General features: G+C 73.0%; 12 protein-coding genes. 4 read left to right on the top strand and 8 right to left on the bottom strand.

The window, feature by feature from the left end; all coding sequences use genetic code 11:
- The first annotated feature begins 516 nt into the window (after positions 1-516).
- Complete coding sequence (locus ABZ805_RS15730) at positions 517-726, top strand: hypothetical protein (RefSeq protein WP_358440101.1); 210 nt, start codon at positions 517-519, stop codon at positions 724-726.
- Between the two features lie 288 nt (positions 727-1,014).
- Here the strand turns inward: ABZ805_RS15730 and ABZ805_RS15725 are convergent, their stop codons facing one another.
- Both ABZ805_RS15725 and ABZ805_RS15720 read right to left on the bottom strand, forming a co-directional pair.
- The gene (locus ABZ805_RS15725) at positions 1,015-1,857 is read right to left on the bottom strand and encodes a metal-dependent hydrolase (RefSeq protein ID WP_358440098.1); all 843 of its coding nucleotides are present in this window, start codon (positions 1,855-1,857) and stop codon (positions 1,015-1,017) included.
- 178 nt (positions 1,858-2,035) lie between these two features.
- Positions 2,036-2,428, bottom strand: coding sequence for a cupin domain-containing protein (locus tag ABZ805_RS15720; protein WP_358440096.1), 393 nt, complete (start codon positions 2,426-2,428; stop codon positions 2,036-2,038).
- 52 nt (positions 2,429-2,480) lie between these two features.
- Here ABZ805_RS15720 and ABZ805_RS15715 point away from each other — a divergent pair, with 52 nt between their 5' ends.
- A complete protein-coding gene (locus tag ABZ805_RS15715; RefSeq protein WP_358440093.1) occupies positions 2,481-3,512 on the top strand; it encodes a helix-turn-helix domain-containing protein in 1,032 nt (343 codons plus the stop codon).
- Positions 3,513-3,561: 49 nt separating this feature from the next.
- On the opposite strand, the gene ABZ805_RS15710 is transcribed toward ABZ805_RS15715, so the two are convergent.
- The 3 genes from ABZ805_RS15710 to ABZ805_RS15700 all read right to left on the bottom strand — a co-directional run bounded on the left by ABZ805_RS15710 (position 3,562) and on the right by ABZ805_RS15700 (position 8,180).
- A complete protein-coding gene (locus ABZ805_RS15710; RefSeq protein ID WP_358440090.1) occupies positions 3,562-5,769 on the bottom strand; it encodes an FtsX-like permease family protein in 2,208 nt (735 codons plus the stop codon).
- Entirely contained in the window at positions 5,766-6,485 is a 720-nt protein-coding gene (locus ABZ805_RS15705; protein ID WP_358440088.1) for an ABC transporter ATP-binding protein, read from the bottom strand. Before ABZ805_RS15705 ends, ABZ805_RS15710 begins: the two co-directional genes overlap by 4 nt.
- Positions 6,486-6,827: 342 nt before the next feature.
- Entirely contained in the window at positions 6,828-8,180 is a 1,353-nt protein-coding gene (locus ABZ805_RS15700) for a sugar porter family MFS transporter (RefSeq protein WP_358440085.1), read from the bottom strand.
- Between the two features lie 161 nt (positions 8,181-8,341).
- Between ABZ805_RS15700 and ABZ805_RS15695 the strand changes: the two genes are divergently transcribed.
- Positions 8,342-9,640: an ROK family transcriptional regulator gene (locus ABZ805_RS15695; protein ID WP_358440082.1), complete on the top strand. Its 1,299-nt coding sequence runs from the start codon at positions 8,342-8,344 to the stop codon at positions 9,638-9,640.
- A gap of 63 nt (positions 9,641-9,703) precedes the next feature.
- A complete protein-coding gene (locus ABZ805_RS15690; RefSeq protein ID WP_358440080.1) occupies positions 9,704-11,173 on the top strand; it encodes a sulfatase-like hydrolase/transferase in 1,470 nt (489 codons plus the stop codon).
- A 60-nt stretch (positions 11,174-11,233) separates the two neighbouring features.
- Here ABZ805_RS15690 and ABZ805_RS15685 read toward each other — a convergent pair whose 3' ends face one another.
- From ABZ805_RS15685 to ABZ805_RS15675, 3 genes are all read right to left on the bottom strand, one after another.
- Complete coding sequence (locus ABZ805_RS15685) at positions 11,234-11,428, bottom strand: DUF397 domain-containing protein (RefSeq protein ID WP_358440077.1); 195 nt, start codon at positions 11,426-11,428, stop codon at positions 11,234-11,236.
- Positions 11,429-11,534: 106 nt separating this feature from the next.
- The gene (locus tag ABZ805_RS15680; RefSeq protein ID WP_358440075.1) at positions 11,535-11,729 is read right to left on the bottom strand and encodes a DUF397 domain-containing protein; all 195 of its coding nucleotides are present in this window, start codon (positions 11,727-11,729) and stop codon (positions 11,535-11,537) included.
- A gap of 167 nt (positions 11,730-11,896) precedes the next feature.
- Positions 11,897-12,091, bottom strand: coding sequence for a DUF397 domain-containing protein (locus ABZ805_RS15675; protein ID WP_358440073.1), 195 nt, complete (start codon positions 12,089-12,091; stop codon positions 11,897-11,899).
- Positions 12,092-12,791: the final 700 nt, after the last annotated feature.

The following is a 12,791-nucleotide window of genomic DNA, read 5'->3' as shown; positions in this document are numbered from 1 at the left end:
CCGAATCCGGTGATCACAGGCGTCAGCCCGGTGGTTTCCCGCGGCAGGCGGCGCGGGCACGGGCGGAGGTGCGATCGCGACCGGATTCCCGCGGCACGAGCGCGGAGGGACGGCGACGGCCTTCCGACGATGCGGCTCCTCGGAGCGCGGCTTCAGCAGATCACAAGCTCCGCACCACCGGAACGAACCGTGCCAACCATCACAGACCGCGGTGCGCGGCCGATGCCGATGGGCCGCGCACCGGCGAAAGCCCGTCAGCGCGGCGAGCTCGTGGCCCGCTCGGAACGATCAGCCGCGGTGCTGTCCAGCGCCCGGCCCTCCCGCGCGGGCCGATCACGACGCAACCGCCGCCTCCGCTCGTGCTCCCGCGTTCGCGCTCGGACCACTGCTTCCCACTTGCGTGCCCGGCCCGGGGAAATCCGCCGAACGTGACTTTTGACGTAGAGGGGGCGGGGGCGCGGGACTACCAATGAGGCATCAGCGAGCAGTTTCCGGCGTTCGACAGGAGGTTCTTCCATGATGGCCACGACTTCCGCGCACCGAACGGCTCCGCTGCCGGTCGGCAAGATCCGTCGCAGGCGGACCCGGTCGGGTCCGTACATGTGGGCGGCCACGATCTCCGCCGCCGTGATCGAGAGCTGGTGGGCGGACCCATCCTCGGTGGGCGCGCCGGTGCTGGTGCTGACCGGCGTGCTCACCACCTGGATCGCGACGCGCGTGCTGTGAGCCGACGCGTGATCGCGGCGGGATGAGACCGCCGGCGGTGGAGGGGAACGGGGGTTCCGCCGTCGGCGAGCGGCTCCGGTAGCGCACCAGCGGGGGTGCGCGCCGGGGCCGCGTCCCCGAACATCCAGCGGTCGCCGAACGCCCGGCGGCCCCGAACGACCAGCCTTCCCGAATAACCGGCCGTCCCGAACAACCAGCCGTCGCCGAACGCCCGCCCGTCCCGAACAGTCGGCCGTCCCGAACGACCAGAGTCCGCTGAAACCCTTGGCCACAACGGGAATTCCGATGTCACCCGAGCGTGCGGGCGAGTTCGGCGGCGTCCGGCACCAGCAGCACCGCGACCAGCACCAGGCACACCAGCTCGATGCTGCGCTCGATCCGCTTGCCCTGCTTCGATCCGACGCTCCAGCGCATCGACTTCGGCAGCACGTGACCGCGGCGCCAGCGGGCACCCGAGCAGCGCGCCGTGCGCTTCCGGCTGCACTTCGCGCAGCGGCGGCGGATCGGGAACGTCCAGCAGATCCCGCTGCGCGTCGCCGAATCCCCCACCGAGTGCACCAGCATCCCCATCGTGATGGACACCCCGGCGAACCAGCCGAGCTCGGCCATCGCGCCCGCCGCCGCCAGCGACCAGCTGATGGCGACCGCGGCGATCAGCGCCACCGCGTCCTGGTCGGTGCACAGCCTGCGCCGCACCCACTTCGGGCCGGACCGGGACAGGGTGCTGATACCGGGCGCCAGCACCAGGACCATCGCGATCCCCGGCACCCACGGCGTCAGCAGCGCGCCCAGCGCGACCAGCAGGCCCAGCCCGGCCGCGAAGAGCGGGGTGTGCACCAGGCCGCGGTGCTCGCCGTCGCCGGGCGGATCGTGCGGCAGCCGCGTCCGGCCGTAGGTGGTGCGCGCCAGGAGCTGGAAGGACTCCCCCACCAGCGCCGTCACCCGCCCGCCGCTGCGGTAGGCGGTGGCGCCGTCGGCGTCGAGGTCGGGCAGCAGCGCCGCGCCCGCGCCCAGCAACGCGCCCAGCGCGGTGCCCGCGACTCCGAGGTCCGCGCCGGTGAGCGCGCCCACCGTGCTGCTCGATGCCGCCCCCGCCAACGCTCCCGTGCACGCGTGGCCGCCCGCTTCCATGCCCTGTCCGCTCCCTCGGTCGAGGCGCCGCGACCGGACGGACGAACGCTGCGCTCGGCCGGACGGCGCAGCGCCGGATCACCGGGCCACCGATTTCCGTTGCGGCCCAACGGACATTTGAACATGATCTTGGAGGCGGTGGTGCCGGGACCGGTCGGGATCACCCGCGCGGACGCCGCTACGGCACCGGATGGCCGGTGGTGACGTCCACGTGCTCGGGCACCTCGTCGTGCGCGTCCCCGACCGAGAGGGTTCCGGTCGGCTCCACCAGCAGCACGGCCGCGCCGTGCTCCGACGACGGCTTGTGGAACGTGCCGCGCGGCACCACGAACACCGAACCACGCGGCAAGGTCACCGTCCGCTCGCCGTCCTCCTCGCGCAGCCCGATGGCGATCTCGCCGTCCAGCACCAGGAAGAACTCGTCGGTCTCCAGGTGCACGTGCCACACGTGCTCGCCGTGGAACCGGGCGAGCCGGATGTCGTAGTCGTTGAGGTAGGCGATGATCCGCGGGCTCCACGGGGCGTCGAAGCCGTCCAGCGCGGACTTGAGGTCGATCGGGTTCGTGGTCATGGCACCCATCCTCGGCTCGACCCGACCGCACCACGAGTGCTAGGAATCGCACATGCCGCAAGAATTCTCGCACCGGGTCGCGGTGCTGGTCGACGAGGGCTCGAACCCGTTCGAGATGGGCGTCGCGACCGAGCTGTTCGGGCTGCGCCGCCCGGAGCTGGACCGCCGCTGGTACGACTTCGCGGTGTGCGCGGTGCGGCCGCGGGTGCGGATGCACCTGGGCATGTTCACCCTCTCCGACGTCGCCGGGCCGGAGGTCGCGGACGCCGCGGACACGCTGATCGTGCCCAACCGGCCCGATCCGGACGTGCCCGCCGCGCCCGAAGTGCTGGCCGTCATCGCCCGCGCGGCGCGGCGCGGGGCTCGGCTGGTGAGCTTCTGCACCGGCGCCTTCACCCTCGCCGAGGCGGGCGTGCTGGACGGCAGGCGCGCCACCACGCACTGGCGCTGGGCCGCGGAGTTCACCCGCCGTTTCCCGGCGGTGCGCCTCGAACCGGACGTGCTCTACGTCGACGACGACCCGGTGCTCACCGCGGCGGGCAGCGCGGCGGCGCTGGACCTGGGGCTGCACCTGATCAACCGGGACCACGGCGCCGAGGTCGCGAACGCGGTGAGCAGGCGGCTGGTGTTCACCGGGCACCGCGACGGCGGCCAGCGGCAGTTCGTGGAACGGCCGGTGCCGGACGTCGCGGACACCTCGCTGGCACCCGCGCTGGACTGGGCCCGCGCGCACCTGGACCGGCCGCTGACCGTGCCGGACCTGGCCGCCCGGCTCGCCACCAGCCCGGCGACGCTGCACCGGCGGTTCCGCGCGGAGCTCGGCACCACCCCGCTGGGCTGGCTCACGGCCGAGCGGGTCGCGCTGGCGTGCCGGCTCATCGAGCGCGGCTCGCTCAGCCTGGACCGGGTCGCCGCGGCCAGCGGGTTCGGCACGGCCGCGAACCTCCGCGCCCGGCTGCGCGAGCACACCGGGCTCAGCCCGTCCGCCTACCGCCGCCGCTTCGGCGCGAACCCGCCGGAGCCGGTGCCACCCCGGTCGACCGGATCGGCCGGTCGGGGAACCCGCGCGGCACCGAGGGCCTGATCCCCGGCGGACGGGCAGGAGGCGGCGGGGGCTGTCCGCCGCCGTCCCGCTACTCGTCGGCGAGCGGCTCCGCGCCGATCCCGCGCAGCATCAGCCCGCTCGCCGACGCCGCCAGCGCCGCCACCAGCAGGCCGAGCACGATCGGCACCAGGATCGACGGGGCCAGCGTGGTGCTCTGGTCCAGCACGTGGAGCAGCCCGAGGCTGACCCCGGTGCCTCCCGCGGTCGCCATCCCGGCCGCGACCAGCGCCGGCAGTGCCGCCTCGACGTGCAGGGCGCGGACCAGCACCCGGCGCTGCGTTCCGGCGGCGATCAGCGCCCCCAGCGTGCGGCGCCGGTCGACGACCGAGCCCGCCGCCGTGATCGCCGCGCTGGCCGCCGCGAGCACCGACGCGATCGACAACCCGATCACCGTGATCCGGTGCAGGTCGCCGGTCTGGACGTCCCCGGCGACGCTGCGCGACTCGATCGACTCGATGTCCGCACCGGGGATCGTGCGCGCCATGGCGGTGCGCACCTCGATCCGGTCCGCCTCGGTGGCCGGGAGCACGGACACCGTGGCCTGCTCCGAACCGTCCGCCGCGGGCACCGCGCCCGGGTCGATGAGCACGGTGTCCAGGTTCGGCTCGGCGATGACCGGGGTTCCGGGCGGCACCGGCACGGCGGGCGGCCGGTCGGCGCCACCGGTGCTCGGGGTGACGGTGAGTTCCGACGGCTGCGCCCCGCTCGGCACGTGGACGCCGGGCGGTCCCTCGCAGGAGGGCCGGAAGGGGGTCACCTCGCGAGCGGCGCGGCAGTCGATGACCAGCCCGAAGGTGGACGAGTCGCCGATCCCGCCGACCAGCACCTGCTCGTAGTCGGCGACGGTGGCCCGCACGCCCCGCGCCGCCAGTTCGTCGGTGAGGCGTTGGCGCAGTTCGGGTGCTCGGCTGCCGGGCACGTCCGCGAGGATCACGTCCTGCTCGTCCCAGCTGCCCATCGAAGAGGGCCCGGCGGTCATCGCGGGCAACGCCGTCAGCGCCATCGCCCCGGTGAACACCGCGAGCACCATGCCGGACGACGACCGGTAGGCGCTCTTCGGGTCGCTGACCAGCCGCCTGCCCGCCAGCAGCACCGAAGGGCCGCGCCACACCCGCGCGAACAGCCGGCCGATGGTGGCGGTGATCCAGGGTCCGACCAGCGAGAACGACCACACCACCGCGGCGATCGGCAGCACGAGCACCAGGAATCCCGCGCCGTCGTCGTACTTCACCATGCCGAGCACGAACAGCCCGGCGACCACCGCGATGATCAGCAGCCGCCACGCCTGGGGCCTGCCGCGCGGCTGCTCGGTGGCTGCGCTCAGCGGCGCGCGCACGACCCGCCCGGCGCCCAGCACGGACGAGGCCACCACCAGCGCCGGAACGCCGATCGCCACGCCCAGCACCGCCCAGGTCGACGGGGTGATGTCGCTGACGAACCAGGTGCCGTCGCCCCAGGGGACCATTGCGATGAGGTACCGCAGCGGCCAGGTCAGCAGCAGCCCGGCGGCGGTTCCGGCCACCGCGGCGAGCCCGGTCTCCGCGGCGACCGTCGAGACCACTTGGGACGGAGTCGCACCCGCCATCCGCAGCGACGCCATCCGGCGTTCCCGGCGCGCCGCGGTCAGCCGCGAGGCCGAGGCGACCAGCACGAGGCTGGGAGCCGCCAGTACGAACAAGCCGAACAACGCCATCGGTTGCAGCAGCAGGTCCTCGGACTCCGCCTGGATCGTCACCGAGGAGTACGGGTTGGCGACGGCGGCGGCCTCGTCCAGCGCGCCTCGCGGATGCCCGACGACGGCGACGAGCTGTTCCGGGTAGCGCAGCAGCCGCGGGTCGATCGTGCCCGCGATGCGCTGCGGGAAGCGGTCGGCCAGTTCGCCGTCGGGCAGCGCGGCCGCCTTCTCCGCGAGCGCCGGGGACAGCAGCGCCTCGCCGGGAGCCGGGAATTCCGGGGCCTTCCCACCGCCGGAGGCGCCGGAGACGTCCAGCCGAGTGATCATCTCGCCGCGCACGTAGTCCTGGGAGGCCAGTTCCACCCCGCCCGTCTCGGAGACGCCCTGGTGGCCCTCCTGCCAGGAGGAGCGATCGGTGCGCGCCTGCGCGGCGTGTGGCAGCGCCGTGAGGATCAGCACCAGCGCGGTCGCCACCATCACGCCGGCCGCGGTCAGGATCGCCGAGGTGCGGGTGCGGGGGTCGTGCCGCAGCACCCGCACGGCCAGCTGCAGCGGGTTCACCGGGCCACCGCCCCGCCGTGCGCGGTGACGTCGTCGGCGATGAGGCCGTCGCGGATCTCCACCACGCGGCTGCACCGGGCGGCCAGTTCGCGGTCGTGGGTGACCACGACGACCGCGGCGCCGGATCGGCTCGCGCCGTCGGCCAGCGCCCGCATCGTCGCCGCACCGGTGCGGGTGTCCAGCGCGCCGGTCGGCTCGTCCGCGAAGATCACCTTCGGTTCGTGCGCCATCGCTCGCGCGATCGCCACCCGCTGCGCCTGGCCGCCGGAGAGCCGGCCGGGCAGTCGTCCTTCCATGCCGCTCAGCCCCAGCTCGGCCAGCCATTCGCGGGCGGTTCTCGTGGCCGTGCGCCGGTCGGTGCCGCCGAGCAGCAGCGGCAGCGCCACGTTCTCCTCGGCGGTCAGCTCGCCGACGAGCATGCCCTGCTGGAACACGAAGCCGAACTCGTGCCGCCGCAGCTCGCTGCGCTTGGTCTCGGAGAGCTGGTCGACGCGGCGCTCGCCGAAGACGACCTCCCCGCGGTCCGGGCGCAGGATCCCGGCGAGCACGTGCAGCATCGTGGTCTTGCCGGAGCCGGACGGGCCCACGATCGCCAGCACCTCACCGGCTCGAACCTCGATGTCGGCGCCGCCCAGCGCCCAGTGCTCGCCGTACTGCTTCGCCAGGCCGCGGCCCGCCAGCACCGCCCGGCTCGCCGGTGTGCGCCCCTGCTGCATGTGTTGTTCCCCCTGGTCCCGATGCGCGCCGTGCGGCGCGGTCGCTGGTGCCGAAGTCGATCGGGAGGAACGTTCGCAGCGGACGAGGGGCGCGCACCTCATCCGACCGGCCGCGCGGGGTCGGCTGATCGGCCGGTGCTCCGGGGCCATCAGGCCGGGTGGAGCGTTCAGGTGTGCCGTCGCGTCGGGGTTTCCGGCCGGCTGCCGGCGCACCCCGAGCCGGGTCGGCGCCGCCCGGGCAGGACTCCGCGCGACGTCGCCGAACCCGTTCCGGGGAGGTGCTCGAATCCGGCGGGAACCCGTTGCGCCGCAACGGTTCGATGCACACCGCCGGTGCCGGTGCTACCCCGCCAGTTCGAGGTCTTCGAGGCTGCGCCGCGAGGTCTCCCGCACGCAGAAGAACGTGAACACCAGCGCCAGCGCGGCGAAACCGGCGAAGATGCCGAACACGGCACCCGCCCCGAACACGAGCAGCACCGGGAAGAACTGGGACACCAGCAGGTTCCCCGTCCAGTTCACGAACGACCCGACGCCGACGCCGAGGGTGCGCACCCGCAGCGGGAACTGCTCCGGCAGCAGCACCCACATCAGCGGGCCCCAGCTCAGCGAGAACGCCACCTTGAACACCGCCAGGCACAGCACCGCACCGGTCGCCCCGGCCGTTCCGGCGAGCAGTTCCGCGCCGAACAGCACCGCGAGCACGCTCATGCTCAGCAGCATCGCGGTGCCGCCGATCATGAGCAGCTTCTTGCGCCCCACCGCGTCCACCACCCGCGCCGTGATCAGCGTGGTGATGATGGACAGCGCGCCGAGCCCGACGCTGTTGAGCAGCGCGGCGCTGTCGCCGAACCCGGCGGCGCGCAGGATCGTCGGCGCGTAGTAGACGATCGTGTTGATGCCGATGAACTGCTGCAGCAGCGCCAGTCCGACGGCCACCAGCAGCGGCCTGCGCAGCGCGGGCGTGAGCAGTTCGCGCCAGCGGGCCCGGTCCTGCTCGGGTTCGGCGTCCTTGGTGCGGCGGATGTCGGCGAGCACCGATGCCGCCTCGTCCTCGCCGAGCTGCGCGCGCAGCACCCGCCGCGCCTCCTCGTCCCGGCCGTGCGCGACGAGCCAGCGCGGCGTCTCCGGCGAGCGGGACACCCCGAACAGCAGCAGCAACGACGGCACCAGCGCGAGGCCCAGCATCCACCGCCACGCGCCCCACGGCGACAGTGCCAGGCTCGTCACGTAGGCGACGAAGATCCCGATCGCGATCATCAGCTGGTTGAGGGTGGCGATGCCGCCGCGGTTGCGGGTCGGCGCCAGCTCGGACAGGTAGGTCGGCACCACCACCGAGGCGATGCCGACGGCGAGCCCGCCGAGCACCCGGGCCGCGACCAGCACCGCCACCGACGGGGCGAGCGCCATGCCGATCGCGGACACGCCGAACACGGCCGCGCCCAGCTGCAGGATCGGCCGCCGGCCCCAGCGCTCCGCGAGCGAGCCCGCCACCAGGCTGCCGAGGATCGCGCCGAACATCAGCGAGCTCACCACCAGGCCCTTCGTCCACGGGGTGAGCCCCAGCGCGGGCGTGAGGAACAGCAGCGAACCGGCCGCGATGCCCTGGTCGTACCCGGCGAGGATGCCGCCGAAGGAACCGAAGAAGAACACCGAGCGCGCCGCGGCGGACGAACTGGGCGAACGGGTCTCGGTCATGCACATCTCCACTTCCGGCGGCGGGATCGGATGGTCCCGGCGGATCGGTGCGATGGAGCGTGGCACCGGCCACCATTTCCGTCAACACTCGGTCAGATTCCGGGACGGATTTTTGACCGACTCCGGTCGTAATTCGGCCGGGCGGCGGATACGCTGCCGCCATGTCCGACGCCGCACCGACCGCGCTGCACCGGCTGCGCCAGAGCAACGCCGAACGGGTCCTCGGTTGCCTGCGCAGGCACGGCGAGCTGAGCCGCGCCGAGGTCGCCGAGCACAGCGGGCTGTCCCGCACCACGCTGTCGGCGATCCTCGGCGACCTGATGCGCCGCGGCCTCGTGGTGGAGACGGAACGTCCGCCGTCGAACCGGCGCGGACGTCCCACGAGCGGGCTGGTGCTCAACCCGGCCGCGGGCCAGTACCTGGGGATCGAGTTGGGCCGCAACCGGATCCGGCTGGTGCTCGCCGACGCCTCGCACCAGGTGCGGGCCCGGCACGAACTGCCCTACGGCGCGGCGCGGTCGGCTGCGGAACGGCTCGCGCTGGCCGAGCGGGCCGTCCGGGACACCGCGCGGCGGCACGGCATCACGCTGGACGCCCTCGCCGGGATCGGCGTCGGTTCCACCGGCCCGGGTGAGCTGGTACTCGCCGACGCCGGCGGACTGCCCGGTGCGCTGCGCGGGCGGGAAGTGGTCGCCGACGGGCTGGCCCGCGCGTTCGGGGCACCGGTGGGCGTGGACAACAACACCCGGCTCACCGCGCTCGCCGAGGCGACCTGGGGCGCGGCCGCCGGGGCTTCGGACCTGCTGTACGCGCACTTCTCGCACGGCGTCGGCGGTGGCCTGATCGTCGGCGGCCAGCTGATCCGCGGTGCGGGCGGCGTGGCCGCGGAGCTCGGGCACCTGTGCGTGGACGAGTCCGGACCGGAGTGCTGGTGCGGCGGTCGCGGCTGCCTGGAGCGCTACGCCTCGGTGCCCGCCGTGCTGCGCGCCGCCGGGCACCGGCGCTGGCCGATGCTGCGGGACGCCCTCGGCGGTGTCGCCGAACCCGGCGCTGCGCGGGCCGTCGAAGACGGTGCGCGGGCCGCCGAACGCGATGCGCGGGCCGCCGATCAGGGCGCGGCGCGGGCCGCGGAACGCGAAGCGGTGCGAGCCGCCGGTGCGCACGCGGGCACGGCGCTGGCCGCGATGTGCACCGCGGTCAACGCGGGGCGCGTGGTGCTCGGCGGGGAGCTCGCCGAGCTGGGCGAGGTCTTCCTCGGCCCGCTGCGGGAATCCTTCGACCGGCGCGCGATGCGCTCGCTGCGCGGCGGCGTCGAGTTCGACCGCGCCACCACCGCGCCGTGGGGCGGCGCGCTCGGCGGGCTGGCGCTCGCCCTGCACGAATCCCCGCTGCTGGCGCGGTATCCGCTGCCCGCGGGCTCGGAACCGGCCGCTCCCGCCGACGCCGGATCCGGCAGCTGACCCTTCCCCGACGACCAGACCCCTCTCCCGACGACCCGCCCCTCCCCGACCAGGAGTTCCACCGTGCCGCGCAACGTCCTGTTCCTGATGACCGACCAGCACCGCATCGACACGCTGGGCTGCTACGGCGACCCGTCGGCGGTGCACACTCCGAACCTGGACGCGCTCGCCGCGGGCGGCACCCGGTTCGCGAACTGCTTCACCCCCACCGCGATCTGCACGCCCGCGCGCGCGAGCCTGCTCACCGGGTACGCGCCGTTCCGGCACAAGCTGCTGGCGAACTACGAGCGCAACGTCGGCTACCTGGAGGACCTGGCGCCGGACCAGTTCACCTTCGCCGAGCGGCTCGCCGAGCGCGGCTACAACCTGGGGCTGCTCGGCAAGTGGCACGGCGGGGTGCGGCGCAACGCCGCCGACTACGGCTTCCAGGGCCCGGACCTGCCGGGCTGGCACAACCCGGTGGACCACCCGGACTACCTGGCGTACCTGGCGGAGCACGGGCTGCCGCCGTACGCGATCCGCGACGAGGTGCGCGGGACGGCGCCGAACGGCAACCCCGGCAACCTGCTCGCGGCGCGGTTGCAGCAGCCGGTGGAGGCGACCTTCGAGCACTACCTGACGACCCGCACCATCGAGATGCTGCACCGGTTCGCCGCCGATGAGTCCACTTCGGACACACCGTTCTTCTTGGCCACGCACTACTTCGGCCCGCACCTGCCGTACCTGCTGCCGGACCACTACTACGACATGTACGACCCGGACGAGATCGAGCTGCCGCGCTCGGTGCTGGAGACCTTCGAGGGCAAGCCGCCGGTGCAGCGCAACTACAGCGAGCACTGGGCGTTCGACACGATGTCGCCGGAGGAGAGCCGCAAGCTCATCGCCGTCTACCGCGGTTACGTGACGCTGATCGACGAGCAGGTCGGCCGGTTGCGCCGCGCGCTCGACGAACTCGGCCTGGCCGACCGCACCTCGATCATGTTCACCGCCGACCACGGCGAGTTCACCGGCGCGCACCGGCTGCACGACAAGGGCCCGGCGATGTACGACGACATCTACCGCATCCCCGGCATCGTCTCGGTGCCCGGGGAGCCGCCGCAGGTGCGGGACGAGTTCGTCAGCCTCACCGACTTCACCGCCACGATCCTGGACCTCGCAGGGGAGGACCCGTCCCCCGCCGTGGACAGCCGCAGCCTGCTGCCGCTGGTGCGCGGCGAGCACCCGGAGTGGGCGCCGGACCTGGTCGCCGAGTACCACGGCCACCACTTCCCGTACCCGCAGCGGATGCTGCGCGGCGCCCGCTACAAGCTGGTGGTCAACCCCGAATCGCACAACGAGCTCTACGACCTGGAACTCGACCCGGACGAGCTGCACAACCGCTACGAGCAGCCCGAGGTCCGCGAGATCCGCAACGCGATGCTGCGCCGCCTCTACGAGCTGCTGCGCGAGCGCGGCGACAACTTCTACCACTGGATGACCAGCATGTACCCGGTCGGCGAAACCGACTACGACCCGACGCTGAGCTCGTTCTGACACCCGGAACGGAGAAGAGCCCCGGCGGATCGCACCGCCGGGGCTCCGTCTCGGAACAGGTCAGCCGTCGAAACGACCGGCCTTCACCGCACCGACGAAAGCCGACCACTGGCCGGCCGTGGCGGTGAAGTACCCCGCCGCTCGATCCTTGGTGTCACGGACGGCCGCGCCATCGGCGACCCGTCCGACCTCGACGCAACTGGTCTGCTGAGCTGACCTGCTGGACTTGCGCCAGCCGCGAGGCTCGGTGCTCATGATGCTCCTTCCAGCTCGGTGATTCGCCGAGCTCGGAACCTGTCGGACGAGACTCGAACGGCGAGGAGCCCCGCCGGATCGCATCGCCGGGGGATAGTCGAGCGGTTCAGCCGTCGAAACGGCCGCTCTTCACGGCACCGACGAACGCCGACCACTGGCCGCCCGTCGCCGTCAAGAAACCGGCCGGGCGGTCCTTCGTGTCACGAACCGCGGCACCACCGGCCGACCGGCCGACCTCGACGCAGTTCGTCTGCTGGGCCGACCTGCTGGACTTGCGCCAACCGCTGGGCTGCCTGATCATGATGCTCCTTCCAGCTCGGCGGAATCATCAGTCGATGATCCCGAACTCCCCGGCGCATCCGCACGCCCAACCGGACGAAACGAGCACCACCGCTGGACGACTCGCGCTCCGCGGAAAGGAAAAGGCCCCGACGGATTCGCTTCGCCGGGGCACCTGCTCGAAGTGGTTCAGCCGTCGAAGCGACCGGACTTGACCGCACCCACGAACGCCGACCACTGACCGGCCGTCGCCGTCAGGAAACCGGCCGCACGATCCTTCGTGTCGCGGACCGCGGCGCCGTCCACAACCCGACCGACCTCGACGCAATCGGTCTGCTGGGCCGACCTGCTGGACTTGCGCCAGCCGCGAGGCTCAGTGCTCATGATGCTCCTTCCGGTTCAGTGCAACGTCACTCGGTGATCTCTTCGGCCGACCTGGTCCTACAACCGGATCGACCGGAGCCCGCAGGACGAGTCTCATCCTCGCTTGGTCATCTTTCCTGGAACACGGTTCGCGATCACGAGCCGACGAGATGCCGGGGGCATTCCTGCTGGGGCCGCGGAATGCCCCCGGCTTCCTCCCTCGCGCACACCCCGAATCGGGGCTTTCGGGTCGCTGCGGACAGGAGGCCCCTGCCTCCACACGGATCAGCGGCCCCGCGTGGATCAGGAGACTTTCAAGGGGTACTAGCTATTCGTCGTCATCGATGTCCGCGCCTCCCACCGGCGCACGCTCCGAAATCAGAATCCCGTTGCACGTTCCGCACGTCGGGGCCATGCACCAGCCCTGTTCCGAAATCTCCTGCTCCAACGCCACCGACACGTCACACACCGACATGCCCTCGGCCTGACCGTTGTAGCGCCTCCCCCGGAACGCGTGCCGGATTCCGTCACCCGCCGGGCGCCAGAAGTGCCACCCCGGATCCGGCTCCAGCGGACTCACGCCGCCGCCTGCCGAATTCCCGCGCACCCCGGCCCCTCCCGCAACCGATGCCGACCCCGCCCCCGCTTCCACGCAGGCACTTCGACGGAGATCGCCGAGATCGGAGCCGGGGCCGGTGCATCCGGGTCAGCCGTCGGCCAC

It is taken from the genome of Saccharopolyspora sp. NPDC047091, assembly GCF_040643635.1.
Taxonomy (GTDB): domain Bacteria; phylum Actinomycetota; class Actinomycetes; order Mycobacteriales; family Pseudonocardiaceae; genus Saccharopolyspora_C.
The sequence above is the reverse complement of the archived record's forward strand: the minus strand, read 5'-3'. Positions and strand labels throughout refer to the sequence as shown.